Below are 12,452 nucleotides of genomic sequence, written 5' to 3'. Positions count from 1 at the left end.
TGCGCCCCCGTCCGGGGCCGACCCCGGGAAGGAGGTCAGCCGGGGAGGCCGACGTCGAGGAAGGACCGGTGGCGGGTCGGTTCCTCCGGCAGGAACCAGTGGAAGCCCTCGTCCAGGAAGACGGCCGCCGCGCTGACGGCGATGACCACCCCGAGGAACCCCAGTGCGAACGTCCCCGCGGCCCGGTGCGGTCCGGGGCGGGCGGCCGGGACGGCCCGGTCGGCCGTCGCGTGGGCGAGGGCGAGGACGATGCCGATGGCGACGGCCGAGACGGTGAAAAGGATCCACGCCCACACGTACACGTGCAGACCGAACGGGGCGCTGCCGTGGCCCCCGTCCCCCGGCAGGGCGTGCAGCAGCGTCTGGCGCCCGGCGGCGACGGAGCCCCCGGTGACGGCGACCAGGGCCATGCCCCAGCCCGTCATGTAGTCCCGGCCGGTCACGGCGCCCTCGCTGAGCGCCCTGCGGATGACGTACCCGGCACCGACCGCCGCCAGCAGCATGAACATGCGCTGCACGACGCAGAGCGGGCAGGGCGTTTCCCGGAGCCCGAGCTGGTTGAAGAGGCCGGTGGCGACGAAGGCCGTCCAGCCGATGACGAAGGAGCACGCGAACCAGTACTGGACCCGTCCGAGCAGGCCGCCCTCCAGGGCGGTCTCCGGGACGAGGGTGTTCATCGCGGCCACGGGTCAGTGGCTCAGTTGGAGGGCGGGACCGCTGGTGATGTGGTGCGCCATCAGCAGCAGCACGGCGCCCAGCATGACCCACCAGGCGCCGAGCACCACGCTCCGGGACGACTCCCGGTACATGGCGATCAGGGTGGCGAGGAGGCCGCCGAAGATGAGGGTGTCCATGGGGCGGACCGTACCGACCTGCGGACTCGCCTCCCACGAGGCGCGCCCCGGGGGTACGTCGGTTGCGCCGACGCCCGCCCGTCGGCCGCCCCGGGCCCGAGCCGTGCCGTGCCGTGCCCGAGCCGTGCCGTGCCCGTGCCGTGCCGTGCCGTGCCCGATCCGAGCCGTGCCGGTGCGTCAGTCGCCGCGCCGCTTGCGGCGCGTGCGGCGCCCGCCGGCGCCCCGGTCGCCGCCGCGGGCGCGGTCGTCCAGGGCGATCCAGACCCGCACCTCGGTCCCGCCGAGGACGGAGCGGCCCAGCCGGACGTCGCCGCCGGTGGATTCCGCGACCCGGCGCACGATGTCCAGTCCGAGTCCGGTCGAGCCGTCGCGGCCGCCGTCGTTGCCGCGCCGCAGGGCGGCGTCCGGGTCGGCGATCCCGGGTCCGGCGTCGGAGACGAGGACGATGACGGCGTCGCCCGCGTCGTGCACGTCGACGGCGAAGGGGGTGGCCTCGGGGGTGTGCCGGAAGACGTTGCCGAGCATGGCGTCGAGCGCGGCGGCGAGCTCGGGCCTGGCGACGGGGATGCGGACGACGCGGTCCACGCCGGCGAGCCGCACCTCGCGCCCCTCGTCCTCGGCGAGCGCCGACCAGAAGTCCATGCGGTCGCGGATCACCTCGGAGGCGTCGCAGCCGGCTCCCGCGCCGCCGGCCGCGCCCGCGAACCCCTGGGACACGGGCCGTTGTTCACGGGCGGTACGGATGATCGTGTCGACCTCCCGTTCCAGCTGCTCCACCGCCGCCCGGGTGTGCTCGGCGGCCGGACCGTCGCCGAGGGAGGCCGCGTTGAGCCGCAGCACGGTCAGGGGCGTGCGCAGCCGGTGGGAGAGGTCGGCGGCGAGTTCCCTCTCGTTGGCGAGGAGTTCCACGACCTGGTCGGCCATCGAGTTGAACGCGACGGCCGCCGAGCGGAGTTCCTTGGGGCCGTCCTCGGGCACGCGGGCGCCGAGTCGGCCCTCGCCGAGCTGGTGCGCGGCGTCCGCGAGCCGTTCGGCGGGGCGTACGAGGCGGGCGCCGAGCCGGTCGGCGACCGCGACGGAGCCGATGATCAGGGCGAGGCCGACGCCGGCGAGGACCAGCCAGGCGGTGGTGACGCCGTTGCTGACCTCGTTCTCCGGCACCAGGATCTCGATGACCGCGATGTCCCCGGAGCCGAGCGCGGTGGGTTGGAGCACGACGGAGTCCCCGCCGGCGACGTGGGCGGTCGTCGCCCGTCCGAGGCTGCGGACCTCGGCGACGACGCCGGCGCCCGCCCAGCCGTCGCCGATGTCGACGGGGCCGGAGCCGCCGATGGCGGGCACGTGGACGGCCATCCGCCCGGCCGCGCCCATCTGCGTCGACTCGACGGCCTTGCGCAGTTGAACCGGGTCGGTGGTGATCGACAGGGTCGGCCCCATGGTGGCGGCCTGCCGCTCCGCGTTGGAGATGGCCCGGTCGCTGGCCATCTCCTGGACGACCATGCCGAGCGGGACGGCGAAGGCCACGACCACCATCACCGTGACGGCGAGGCACACCTTGACCAGGGCCCACCTCACGCCGGCGGCTCCAGTTTGACGCCGACGCCGCGCAGCGTGTGGAGGTAGCGGGGACTGGCGGCGGTCTCGCCGAGCTTGCGGCGCAGCCAGGACAGGTGCACGTCGATGGTCTGGTCGTCGCCGTACGACTGCTGCCACACCTCGGCGAGCAGTTCGCGGCGGGCGACGACCACCCCGGGCCGGCCGGCGAGGAAGGCGAGGAGGTCGAACTCGCGCCGGGTGAGGTCGAGGACGGCCCCGTCGAGTTCCGCCTGGCGGCGCAGCGGGTCGATGGCGAGTCCGCCGACGCGCAGGACCCGCGAGGGGGGTTCGGCCCCGGCGGCGCGGGCGCGGCGCAGGACGGCGGCCATCCGGGCGGAGAGGTGCTCGACGGAGAAGGGCTTGGTCAGGTAGTCGTCGGCGCCGTCGTTGAGGAGCCGGACGATCTCGGCCTCGTCGTCGCGCGCGGTGGCGATGATGACGGGTACGTCGGTGATGCCGCGCAGCATCTTGAGCGCTTCCGCGCCGTCGAGGTCGGGCAGGCCGAGGTCGAGTATCACCACGTCGAAGCGGTGGTGGGCGACCTCTCGCAGCGCCTCCAGGGCGGTGCCGACGCTCCGCACGGTGTGGGAGGCCTCGGTCAGGTGCCGGATCAGGGCGGAACGTACGAACTGGTCGTCCTCGACCACGAGCACACTTGCCATGGCCGCACGGTAGTCCATTCGGGGGACCCCGGGAGGCGCCGGGCCACCTCTGGGGCGGGTGGTGCAGTATGTCCCCGATGCGTCGAGGACTTGTACATGCCATGGCTTGGATCCTGGCGACCGCCGCGGCCGTGACCCTGTCGTGGTGGGGCGTGCGCACCGTCATGTCCGGTACGGCTTACGATCCTCCGCTCGCCGTCCCCCTGGCGACGCCGCCGTTGTCCTCCTCGACGCAGGGCACGGTGGCGCCGCCGCCCCCCTCGCCGTCGTCCTCTTCTTCCTCGTCGCCGTCGCCGTCCGCGACGCCCTCCTCCTCGGCTTCCGCGTCGGATCCGGCCCCGGCGGCGAGGCCGAAGTCCCCGCCGCCGGCCGCCGCCGCGCCGTCCCGGGGGGCGGACCCGACGGGCCGGGTCAAGGGGTACTCGGTGACGGGCGGCCGGGTCGTCCTCGACCTCGGGACCGCCTCGGCCGAGCTGGTGTCGGCGACGCCGGAGGCGGGTTGGCGGATGCAGGTGTGGAAGCAGGAGCTGTGGATCCGGGTCACCTTCACCCGTGACGGGCGGGAGTCGTCGGTGTTCTGCACCTGGCACGACACCGCCCCGCGCGTGGAGTTCGACGAGCGCTGAGCGGCCTTGTCCGGCGGCGGGCCCTTACCGGAACACCGACGGCGGCGGCTGCGGCGAGGCAACCGCCGAGGCGTCCTCGACGGGGGCGGCCCCGCCGGTGAAGTCGGCGAGGGCCCGGCCGTGTTCCACGCGGCCCGGGTGCGGGTCGCTCGCCACCCGCCGGGTGAACTCCGCGACGGGCAGTTCCCGGTCGGCGGCGACGAGCACCGCGTTGCCGAAGCGTTTCCCCCGCCACACCACCGGGTCGGCGGCCAGCGCCAGCTCGGTGAACCGGGAGGCGGCCGTGGCGATCTGGCTCCGCAGGTGGGTCAGCGGCGGACCGTCCGCGAGGTTCGCCACGTACCAGCCGGTGGGCGACAGGGCCCGGCGTACGTCGTCCAGGAACTCGGTGCTGGTCAGGTGCGCCGGGGTGCGGGCACCGCTGAACACGTCGGCGATGACGAGGTCGGCCCAGCCGTCCGGGATCCTGGCCAGGCCCGCCCGGGCGTCCACGGCGCGGACCCGGATCCGCGCCTGGGGGTCCAGCGGCAGGTGTTCGCGCACGAAGGCGACGAGGGCGCCGTCGATCTCGACGACCTGCTGGGTGGAGCGGGGGCGTGCGGCGGCGGTGTAGCGGGCCAGGGTGAAGGCGCCGCCGCCCAGGTGGACCACGTTCAGCGGCTGCCGGGCGGGCGCGACGAGGTCGATCAGGTGGCCGATCCGGCGCTGGTAGGAGAAGTCCAGGTACCCGGGGTCGTCCAGGTCCACGTGGGACTGGGGCGCTCCGTCGATCAGCAGGGTCCAGGCGCGGGCACGCTCGCGGTCGGGCGCCAGCTCCGCCAGGCCGCCGCCCACGGGCCCGGTGACCGGCTCCGCGCTCCCGCGCGGACTGCCGCCGCCGCTGCCGCCCTTGCCGCCCCTGTTTCCCTTGCTCTTGCCTGCCACGCCACCATTATGGCTGGTCAGCGCATCAGCGACAGTTGTCGGCCGCCTCGATGAGCCGGGCGGCCTCGCCGAGCGCCGCGCGCAGCACCGCCGGGTCGGTGACCGGTCCGACGGCCTCGGGCGGGAGCAGCCAGCCGGTGCCGCCCGCGGTGGGCGAGACGGCGTCGCCGAAGCGCATGCCGCGTCCGTTGGTCTGCGTACAGGCGCTGCCGGGCAGGTCCCAGGCGTCGGCGGTGCCGGGCGGGACGAGGAACCCGAGGGTGCCGCCGGAGCCGTCGTGCAGGACCGGGCCGACGCCGGGGGCGGTGAGGCCGGCGCCGCGGCGGATGATGTCGACCGCCTCCAGGCCCTGTCGCGTGGGGACGGTCACCAGGTCGGGGGCGTCGGGGGTGTCGGGGGTGTCGATGGCGGTCGCGCCGGTCTCGGGCGCGAAGTTCGTTCCAGTGCTGTCCATGCCGGCCTCCACCAAGGGAACCCCTCCTCGATCCGTATCCGCATGGGTCCAACGCGCGGGAGCGTCAACGGATGCGGCGGCAAGACGCCGCAAAGGATGGCAGTTCATGGCGGATCGCGGGTGAGATATCCGTTTTGTAGGCAAACATCGCGTGAACGGCCCTCCGCTGGCGGTACGTTCATGCGCGCCGGGGCCCTTCACGGGGCGAGCACGACCGGGATCACGGAGATTGCCGAGCTTGTCCAGAGAGGCCACGTCCATGGCGGCGTTCCCCCACTCACCCAACTCCTCCTTCCGCCGGCTGCGCGCGGCGCACTCCCCGGCCGAGTTCGCGGCCATGGTGCGCCGGGCCGCACGGGAGATCGGCGAAACGGTTTCCTGCGACGCCCGTTACATCGGCCGGGTCGAGTCCGGCGAGATCCGCTGCCCCAACTACGCCTACGAACGCGTCTTCCTGCACATGTTCCCCGGCCGCACGCTGGCCGACCTCGGCTTCTCCCCCCGCGAGACGGTACGCGGGAGGTCGGCGCAGCGCGCCGCCCCCGAACCGCCCGCGCCCATCCACCTCATCCACCGTTCCAAGGAGAGCGACGTGCTGCGTCGCGCGTTCATGGCGGGCGGCTCCGCGACCGTGGCGGCCGCGACGCTCGGCCTCACCCTGCTCGGCGACACCCGCCGGCTCCCCACCCGCGCCGGCGAGGCCGAGGCCGCCGCCGTCGAGGACGCGGTACGCCAGATCCGGCTGCTGGACGACCGGCACGGCGCGGACGCCCTGTACCGGCGCGCGGCCGGACCGCTGCGGACCGCCTACGCGCTCCTCGACGCGGGGGCCACCCGGCAGTCCACCGAGGACCGGCTGCACGCGGGCGCCGGGGAACTCGCCGTCTCGGTGGGCTGGCTCGCGCACGACTCCGGCCGCTTCGAGGACGCCCGCTCTCACTACGCGGAGGCCCTGGCCACCGCCCGGGTGTCGGGGGACTGCGGGCTGGAGGCCCACGCGTTCAGCAACATGGCCTTCCTGGCGCGGGACTGCGGCCGCCCCCGCGAATCGGTACGGGCCGCCCAGGCGGGCCGGCACGCGGCCCGCTCGGTCGGCTCCCCCCGGCTGCTGTCGCTGCTGGCGCTGCGGGAGGCGGGCGGCTGGTCGGGGCTCGCCGACCGCGGGGCCTGCGAGGAGGCCCTGGCCCGGGCGCACACCGAGTTCTCCAAGGGTCCCTCGGCGGCGGACCCGGAGTGGATGTCCTTCTTCGGCGAGGCCGAACTGGAGTCGTTGGAGTCCCGCTGCTGGGCCTCCCTCGGCGAGTTCGCGCGCGCGGCCCGGCACGCCCGCCGGGCCGCCGACCTCCAGGACCCGCACTTCGCCCGGAACGTGGCCCTTTACACCGCCGAGCTCGCCGACGACCTGGCCCTGGCGGGGGCGCCCGACGAGGCCGCCTGGGCGGGGGGCCGCGTACTGGACCTGCTCACCGAGGTCCGGTCGACGCGGATCCGGTCCATGGTCGCCGGCACGGCCAAGACCCTGGTCCCGCACCAGCGTTCCCCGCGCGTGGGCGCCTTCCTGACGCGGCACGCCTCGACCTGAGGGCCGCCGACCGGCCGTCAGCCGTCGAGGTGGCCGGTGTCGTTCCAGCGTTCCAGCGCGGGGGCCCCGTACGCCCATCCCAGGACGGACAGGGACGTCGGGTCCAGCCGGATGCGGGCGCCGAAGGAGGCCTCGAAGCCGAGCCAGCGGGCGGCGAGGGTGCGCAGGATGTGGCCGTGGGCGAAGACGAGGACGTCACGCTCCGCCGAACGGGCCCAGGCCACGACCTCGTCCGCGCGGGCCGCGACGTCGGCCACGGACTCGCCGCCGGGGACCCCGTCGCGCCAGATCAGCCAGCCCGGCCGGACCGCCTGGATCTCGGCCGGGGTCATGCCCTCGTAGTCGCCGTAGTCCCACTCCATCAGGGTGTCCCAGGGCTCCGCCCGGACCCCGAAGCCGGCCAGGTCGCAGCTCTCGCTCGCCCGGACCAGCGGGCTGGTGCGCACCTGGAGGTCGTGCAGGTCCGACCAGGGCTTGCGGGCGAGGCGTTCGCCCAGCAGCTTCGCGCCCTGCCTGCCCTCCTCCAGCAGCGGCACGTCGGTGCGGCCGGTGTGCTTGCCGAGGCGCGACCAAGCCGTCTGGCCGTGGCGGGCCAGCAGGATGCGGGGAGCCATGTGAGTTTCTCCTGGTCCGTGGGGGTTCGCTCCGGTACGGGCGAATCCGTCGTACGACCATCATCCATCACATGAACAGCAGGCAACTCCTCCCCTTCCTGAGGCGTCGTACACCGTATGACCATTCGACGGCGACCCACGTGGTGGGCGGAACTGCTGCTCCTGGCCCTCGTCTACGGCGCCTACTCCGGCGGCAGGCTCCTGGTGCGGGGCGACGTGAACCTCGCCGTCGACCACGGGCTGGCGATCCTGCGCGTCGAGGAGTCGCTGTGGATGGACTTCGAGAAACCGCTGAATCGTCTCTTCTCCGGGTCGGGGCTCCTCGGCATACCCGCCGACTTCGTCTACGCGTCCCTGCACTACCTCGTCACCCCGGCGGTCCTGGTCTGGCTCTACCAGCGCCGCCCGCACCACTACCGCGCCGCCCGGACCTGGCTGGTGGCGTCCACCCTGCTCGGGCTCGTCGGCTTCTCCCTGATGCCCACCTGCCCGCCCCGGCTGCTCGACGCCTCGTACGGGTTCACCGACACGATGGCGCAGTTCAGCGCGTACGGCTGGTGGGGCGGCGAGGCCAGTGCCCCGCGCGGGCTCGGGTCCTTCACCAACCAGTACGCGGCGATGCCGAGCCTGCACGTCGGATGGGCTCTGTGGTGCGGGGTCCTGCTGTGGCGGCACGCCCGCACACCGCTGGTGCGGGCGCTGGGGATCGCGTACCCCGTCCTCACGACGGTGGTGGTCATGGGGACCGCCAACCACTACTTCCTCGACGCCGTGGCCGGGGCGGCCGTGATGGGCGCCGGCGCCCTGATCGGCCGCCGGCTGCTCGCGCCGCGCACCCCGGCGGACGACGTCGCGCCGGACGCCGCGGGGACGGTCCCGACGGCGGTTCCCGCAGGACGAGGAGCCGGTTTCCGCGGTAAGTCCCCGATTGTCGGTGGCGGATGGGACACTTCCGCCCGTGAGCTCCTTCCCGCCCAGCGGCCGCCCGCAGCCGACACCGCAGACGACGACACTGCGGCAGCGGCTCGCTGACCTGCGCGGCCCCGCCGTACCGCCCCGCCCGCTCGACGCCAGGGCCCTCGCCGCCCTCGCCGCCAACCCCGGTTGCGGCAGACGGGCCCTGCTCGACGGCGCGGGCGTGGACAAGACGGCGCTCGCGGCGGCCCTCGGTTCGCCCGCCTCCTTCGGACAGTCGCAGTTCGCGATCGTGCGCGGGAACTCCTTCGAGGCCAAGGTCAAGGGCGACGGCGGCGCCGAACTCCTGCGGCTGGTCCACGACCGCGTCGGCGCCGGCACCGAACCGCCGGGCACGGACGCCCGCGTCCCCGACCTCACCGCCGCCGGACCCGAGGGCCGCGCCGCCCGTACGGCGCTGGCGCTGCGCGAGGCCACCACCGCCCGGGCGTGGACGCTGCTCGACCATCCGATGCTGGCCCTGGAGGTGGCGGGCACGCCCGCCTACCTGGAACCGGACGCCGTCGTGGTGCACCCCGACGGCCGCTGGACCGTGGTGGAGATCAAGTCGTTCCCGATGATCGACGGGGCGGCCGACGCCGCGAAGGTGGGGGCCGCCGCACGGCAGGCCGCCGTGTACGTGCTGGCACTGGAGCGGACCGCCGGGAAGCTGGCCGACGCCGAGGTGGGGCAGCGGATCGTGCTCGTCTGCCCGAAGGACTTCTCCAACCTGCCCACCGCCGCCCTGGTCGACGTGCGCCGCGAGCACGCGGTGACCCGGCGCCAGCTTGAGCGGCTGACCCGGGTCGAGGACCTCGCCGCGGCCCTGCCCGAGGGACTCTGCTTCGACCCGGCCCGCCCCGCCGAGGAGCTCCACGAGGCCGTCTCCGCCGTCACCGCGGCCTACGCCCCCGAGTGCCTGGCCGCCTGCGAACTGGCCTTCCACTGCCGCGAGCGGTCCCGCGCCGCGGGCGACCCGGGCGCGCTGGGCCGTTCCGTACGGGGCGAACTGGGCGGCCTGACCACCGTGGAGGCGGCCCTCGCGGCGGCTTCCGGGGCGGGCCCCGCCGACGATCCCACGGCCGCCGCGCTGCACCACGCCGCCCGGCTGCGCGCCGAGGCGCTGGAGCAGGCCGCGGCCCGTCCCCCGCACCACGCCCCGGAGACCCCCGAATGCCCCTGCTGAGCACCCTGGCCCGGCTGGAGGCGGTCCGCGCGGGCCGCGCCCAGCCGCTGGCGACCGTACGGCACCGCCACCTGAGCGCACGCCCGATGGTCTTCGTACCGCTGACCACCGCGGGCGAGGCAGGGGCTCCGCTCGGCGCGATGGTGGGCACCGACCGGCACGCGCCGCGGGTGTTCGTGATACCCCAGCCCCGCGACCGGGACCTGCGCTGGGCGTTCCTGGCGGAGCTGGCCGTCCACGTGCTGGCGCACATCGAGGCGTACGCGGACACCGTCGAGCCCGCGGAGCGGACGGAGACCGACCCGGAGAGCGGCAAGCGCGTCAAGGTCGAGACCGAGCTGTGCGTTGACGCGCCGCAGCTGATCGTGCCGAGCCGCGCGGGCATCGAGTACGTACGTCTGCTCGGCCGGTCGATGCGGTTCCGCCGCACCGCCGAGGAGGACCCGGAGAACCCCTACCCGGCGCCCTCGCAGGTGCCGATGCTGGGGCGCTGGTTCTCGCACCTCGCCGAGCGTTCCCGGGTGCCCGGCTCCTCGATGCTGCTGTCGGCGACCGATCTGCTGTCCCGGCACTGGGCCACGGGGCAGAGCAACCTGGAGGACCAGCACCTGGGCGCGCTGCTGGGCTGGATCGACCCGCCCGAGGGCACCTCGGGGGCGCGCGCGGCGTACGAGGCGGAACTCGCCCGGGACGGGAAGGGCCGGTTGTCCTGCCCTCCGGCCGGGCCGGCGACCGATCCGGCGTTCGACAACACGCTGCTGGCGCCCGCCATCGCCCGCTTCGACGCGGCCCGCTCGGCCCTCGCGGCCGGGACCGCCGGCGACGGCCCGGTGCGCCTGGCCGAGGGCGCGGTCCACGCGCTGGTCGTCTCGCAGATGGAGAACACCTGGCAGCAGACCTGGCAGGCGCTCGACCTGGTGCGCGCCCTGCCCGCGGGCGAGCGGACCGAGGAGCGCTGGACCCGCGACCGCTGGTCCTACACCGGCCACCGGGACCGCGTCCGGGCGGGCGAGCCGCCGCAGCCGCGCCGCGACGACGCGGTGACCGCCGCGCAGAAGCTCGCCACCCGGGAGACCGAGCAGGTGCGCCTGGACGCCCAGGAGGCCCTGGACGACCCCCTGGTCATGGCGGGCCGGCGGCTCGCTGGCGAGGCCTTCGCCGGTGAGGTCACCGAGGTGGTGATGGAGTGGACGGACTCGAAGCGGCCCAGTCCGCGCCCGCTGGTGACGGTGGCGACCGAGGACCGGCCGCAGCTCTCCGAGGACGGCGGCGGAAAGGTGTACCGCTCGCTGGACGGCCGCCCCCAGTCGGCGCTCTTCGTACGCCGGGAGGACGACGGGCACCTCGTGCTGCGGCTGCTGGACAAGATGGGCCGCACCCGGGAACCGGAGCCGGGCTCGGTGCCGGAGAAGGGCGACCGGATCTGCTGGACGTTGTTCGAGCACGACGCGCGCGGCGGCCCGAAGCTGCCCGACCCCGAGAACACCCCCTGGACGCACGGAGGGCCGCCCGGATCCGCGGCGTCAGCCCCCGGTGGCCCGCTGCCCGACGCCGTGACCGACGAGGACATCCTTTGACCGCCTTCGACCCGGGCGCGGCCGCCGCCCAGGCGACCGCCGCCATCCTGCACGACACCCTGAACGGCACCGAGCGGGGCGTGGTGGTGGATTCGCCGCCCGGCGCCGGCAAGTCGACGCTCGTGGTGCGCGCCGCGCGGGAACTGGCGGCGGCCGGGCGCCGGCTGATGGTGGTCGCGCAGACCAACGCCCAGGTCGACGACCTGGTGCTGCGGCTGCACGACAAGGATCCGGAGCTGCGGGTCGGCCGGCTGCACAGCAGCGACGGCGACGCCTACGACCCGGCGCTGCGCGAGCTGCCCTCGGTCACCCTGTCGTCCAAGCCGGGCGACCTCGCGGAGCTGCCGATCACCCTGTCGACGGCGGCGAAGTGGGCGTACGTGAAGGACGTCGAGCCCTGGGAGCACGCCATCGTGGACGAGGCGTACCAGATGCGCTCGGACGCGCTGTTGGCCGTGGCGGGGCTCTTCGACCGGGCGCTGTTCGTGGGGGACCCGGGTCAGCTGGACCCGTTCAGCGTGGTCGGCGCCGAGCAGTGGGCGGGCCTGTCGTACGACCCCTCGGCGTCGGCGGTCTCCACGCTGCTGGCGCACAACCCGGGGCTGCCGCAGCACCGGCTGCCGGTGTCGTGGCGGCTCCCGGCGACGGCCGCGCCGCTGGTCTCGCGCGCCTTCTACCCGTACAGCCGGTTCCGCAGCGGCACCGACCACGGCGACCGGCGGCTGTCGTACGGGGTCGCGGCCGACGGTTCGGGCCCCGACCGGGTGCTGGACGAGGCCGCCGAGTCGGGCTGGGGTCTGCTGGAGCTGCCGGCGCGGCACACCCCGCGCACCGATCCGGAGGCCGTCCGGGCGGTGGCGCTGGTGGTCCGTCGGGCCCTGGACCGGGGCGCGGTCACGGTCGACGAGCAGTCCCCGGACCCGTCGCCGCTGACGGCGGACCGGATCGCCGTCGGCACCGCGCACCGCGACCAGGCGGCCGCGGTCCGCGCCGCCCTGGCCGCGCTGGGCGTGTCCGGGGTCACCGTGGACACCGCGAACCGGCTCCAGGGCCGCGAGTACGACCTGACGGTGGTGCTCCACCCGCTGTCGGGCCGCCCCGACGCCACCGCCTTCCACCTGGAGACGGGCCGCCTGTGCGTCCTGGCCTCCCGGCACCGCCACGCCTGCGTGGTGGTGGCCCGGGCGGGCATAGCGGACCTGCTGGACGCCCACCCGTCGACGGAGCCGGTCCAGCTCGGGGTGACGGTGAAATTTCCGGATGGTTGGGAGGCGAACCATTCGGTGCTGGCGCACCTGGCGGAGCATCGCGTGGTCTGGCGGCCCTGACGGGACGGGCTCGGTGTCCCCGACGGGGGGACGGGCGGGCCCGACTTTGACATAGTGCGCGGTCCGCGTTTCGCCCGGTGGGACGCCCGCGTCCA

Annotated in this window: 14 protein-coding genes; 6 read left to right on the top strand and 8 right to left on the bottom strand. The window is 75.0% G+C overall.

The window, feature by feature from the left end; translation table 11 throughout:
* Positions 1 to 35 precede the first annotated feature (35 nt).
* The 5 genes from NOD94_RS15400 to NOD94_RS41410 form a co-directional block, all read right to left on the bottom strand.
* Positions 36 to 677: a disulfide bond formation protein B gene (locus tag NOD94_RS15400; RefSeq protein WP_281206512.1), complete on the bottom strand. Its 642-nt coding sequence runs from the start codon at positions 675 to 677 to the stop codon at positions 36 to 38.
* Between the two features lie 12 nt (positions 678 to 689).
* Positions 690 to 854 (bottom strand): DUF5993 family protein, encoded by a 165-nt coding sequence (locus tag NOD94_RS15395; protein WP_281206478.1) that lies wholly within the window; start codon positions 852 to 854, stop codon positions 690 to 692.
* A gap of 177 nt (positions 855 to 1,031) precedes the next feature.
* Positions 1,032 to 2,429, bottom strand: a complete 1,398-nt coding sequence (locus NOD94_RS15390) for a HAMP domain-containing sensor histidine kinase (RefSeq protein WP_281206477.1) — start codon at positions 2,427 to 2,429, stop codon at positions 1,032 to 1,034.
* On the bottom strand, positions 2,426 to 3,112 hold the full coding sequence (locus NOD94_RS15385; RefSeq protein ID WP_281206476.1) for a response regulator transcription factor: 687 nt from the start codon (positions 3,110 to 3,112) through the stop codon (positions 2,426 to 2,428). The genes NOD94_RS15390 and NOD94_RS15385 overlap by 4 nt, the downstream gene beginning before the upstream one ends.
* Before the next feature lie 178 nt (positions 3,113 to 3,290).
* On the bottom strand, positions 3,291 to 3,527 hold the full coding sequence (locus tag NOD94_RS41410; RefSeq protein ID WP_348652331.1) for a hypothetical protein: 237 nt from the start codon (positions 3,525 to 3,527) through the stop codon (positions 3,291 to 3,293).
* A 10-nt stretch (positions 3,528 to 3,537) separates the two neighbouring features.
* On the opposite strand from NOD94_RS41410, the gene NOD94_RS41405 reads away from it, so the two are divergent.
* The gene (locus NOD94_RS41405; protein ID WP_319193679.1) at positions 3,538 to 3,738 is read left to right on the top strand and encodes a hypothetical protein; all 201 of its coding nucleotides are present in this window, start codon (positions 3,538 to 3,540) and stop codon (positions 3,736 to 3,738) included.
* 24 nt (positions 3,739 to 3,762) lie between these two features.
* Here NOD94_RS41405 and NOD94_RS15375 read toward each other — a convergent pair whose 3' ends face one another.
* Together NOD94_RS15375 and NOD94_RS15370 are read right to left on the bottom strand one after the other, a co-directional pair.
* Positions 3,763 to 4,662 carry a fused MFS/spermidine synthase gene (locus NOD94_RS15375; RefSeq protein WP_281206474.1) on the bottom strand — a complete coding sequence of 300 codons (900 nt, stop codon included), beginning with the start codon at positions 4,660 to 4,662 and terminating at the stop codon, positions 3,763 to 3,765.
* 25 nt (positions 4,663 to 4,687) lie between these two features.
* A complete protein-coding gene (locus tag NOD94_RS15370) occupies positions 4,688 to 5,116 on the bottom strand; it encodes a hypothetical protein (protein ID WP_281206473.1) in 429 nt (142 codons plus the stop codon).
* Positions 5,117 to 5,375: 259 nt separating this feature from the next.
* Between NOD94_RS15370 and NOD94_RS15365 the strand changes: the two genes are divergently transcribed.
* Positions 5,376 to 6,698 (top strand): tetratricopeptide repeat protein, encoded by a 1,323-nt coding sequence (locus tag NOD94_RS15365; protein WP_281206511.1) that lies wholly within the window; start codon positions 5,376 to 5,378, stop codon positions 6,696 to 6,698.
* A 17-nt stretch (positions 6,699 to 6,715) separates the two neighbouring features.
* Here the strand turns inward: NOD94_RS15365 and NOD94_RS15360 are convergent, their stop codons facing one another.
* The gene (locus tag NOD94_RS15360) at positions 6,716 to 7,312 is read right to left on the bottom strand and encodes a histidine phosphatase family protein (RefSeq protein WP_281206472.1); all 597 of its coding nucleotides are present in this window, start codon (positions 7,310 to 7,312) and stop codon (positions 6,716 to 6,718) included.
* 117 nt (positions 7,313 to 7,429) lie between these two features.
* On the opposite strand from NOD94_RS15360, the gene NOD94_RS15355 reads away from it, so the two are divergent.
* From NOD94_RS15355 to NOD94_RS15340, 4 genes are read left to right on the top strand one after another with little or no spacing between them, the layout of a single operon-like run.
* Positions 7,430 to 8,344, top strand: coding sequence for a phosphatase PAP2 family protein (locus tag NOD94_RS15355; protein ID WP_281206471.1), 915 nt, complete (start codon positions 7,430 to 7,432; stop codon positions 8,342 to 8,344).
* Complete coding sequence (locus tag NOD94_RS15350; RefSeq protein WP_281206470.1) at positions 8,271 to 9,452, top strand: hypothetical protein; 1,182 nt, start codon at positions 8,271 to 8,273, stop codon at positions 9,450 to 9,452. Before NOD94_RS15355 ends, NOD94_RS15350 begins: the two co-directional genes overlap by 74 nt.
* Positions 9,440 to 11,029 carry a hypothetical protein gene (locus tag NOD94_RS15345; protein ID WP_281206469.1) on the top strand — a complete coding sequence of 530 codons (1,590 nt, stop codon included), beginning with the start codon at positions 9,440 to 9,442 and terminating at the stop codon, positions 11,027 to 11,029. The genes NOD94_RS15350 and NOD94_RS15345 overlap by 13 nt, the downstream gene beginning before the upstream one ends.
* The gene (locus NOD94_RS15340; RefSeq protein ID WP_281206468.1) at positions 11,026 to 12,357 is read left to right on the top strand and encodes an AAA domain-containing protein; all 1,332 of its coding nucleotides are present in this window, start codon (positions 11,026 to 11,028) and stop codon (positions 12,355 to 12,357) included. Before NOD94_RS15345 ends, NOD94_RS15340 begins: the two co-directional genes overlap by 4 nt.
* Positions 12,358 to 12,452: the final 95 nt, after the last annotated feature.

This window comes from Streptomyces sp. Isolate_45, from assembly GCF_024721315.2.
Taxonomy (GTDB): Bacteria; Actinomycetota; Actinomycetes; order Streptomycetales; family Streptomycetaceae; genus Streptomyces.
The sequence above is the reverse complement of the archived record's forward strand: the minus strand, read 5'-3'. Positions and strand labels throughout refer to the sequence as shown.